Origin of the sequence: Nocardia sp. NPDC058497 (genome assembly GCF_042720195.1) — a bacterium.
In the GTDB taxonomy this organism is placed as follows: Bacteria; Actinomycetota; Actinomycetes; order Mycobacteriales; family Mycobacteriaceae; genus Nocardia.
The window spans coordinates 1-1,011 of sequence record NZ_JBHXMY010001072.1 but is presented as its reverse complement, the minus strand read 5'-3'; the positions used below and the strand labels follow the sequence as shown (position 1 = coordinate 1,011).

Here is a 1,011-nt window from a genome sequence, read left to right as displayed (position 1 = left end):
GACATGCCCCACTCCGTCTTGTCCACCTCGGTGCCCAGGCGGGCGAACGCGCGCTTGGACTCGAAGATGTTGATGGCGAGCAGGGATTCGATCAGGCGGCCGCGGGTGACCTGCACCGAGGAGTAGTCGACCCACTTGTCGGGGTAGCCGATCTGGGCGACGATCTTGTCCAGCTTGGCGATCGAGGCCTCGCGGGTCGGCTGCGACATCCAGGTGGAATTGGCGAAGTTGTCGCGGTAGGCGGCGCGCAGGTCGTCGACCATCTCGAGCGCGCGTTCCTTCGCCGCGGGCGGGAAGTGCTTGTCCACGTACAGCTTTCCCAGCGGTTCGCCGAGATTGTCGTCGACGACGCCCACCGCGGAGCGCCACATCTCCGGCTTCTCCTCCAGGCCGCTGAGCACCCGGCCGACGAAGTCGAAGCGCGCGTCGGCGATCGCCTTGGGCAGGAAGCGCGCGTAGGTGTTGGCGATGTGCAGCTTGAGGTAGTCGCGCCACTGGGCGATGTCGACCTCGCTCCACAGCTGCGCGGCCGCGGTGATGAACGACGGCTGACCCACCACCATCTTGTCGAACAGCGACTTGGGCCGGTCGGTCATGCCCGCCAGCCACGGATCCCAGTCGAACTGCGGGCCGAGCGCGGTCAGTTCCTGCCAGCTCATCAGGTTGTAGGTGGCGTCGGTGTTGCGCAGGCGCACGCTGTCCCAGTGCGCGGCGGCGATCCGCTTCTCCAGGTCGAGGGTCCGCTGCGCCACCCCGGCGGGGTCGGGCAGGTCGATTCCCTTGGACAGTTGCTCGAGGTAGGTCTGGTAGCCGGCGAGCTGCGCCGCGAACTCGGGCTTGCGGTAGTACTGCTCGCCCAGGGTGAGCCCGGCCTGGCTGACGCTGGGGATATAGGCCTCGGAGTTCTTGCGGTCGATGCCGATGCCCATCCCGATCAGGCCGGAGATCGGGGCCTCGGCCATGACCTTCGCCAGTTCCGGCTTGCCCGCGGCGTTGTCGATCGCGGTGAAC

The 1,011-nt window shown here is 67.5% G+C and carries 1 pseudogene; it reads right to left on the bottom strand.

From position 1 onward, the window contains the following. Nucleotides 1–1,011: pseudogene (locus tag ACFWPJ_RS33790) on the bottom strand (M13 family peptidase); the annotation flags it as partial.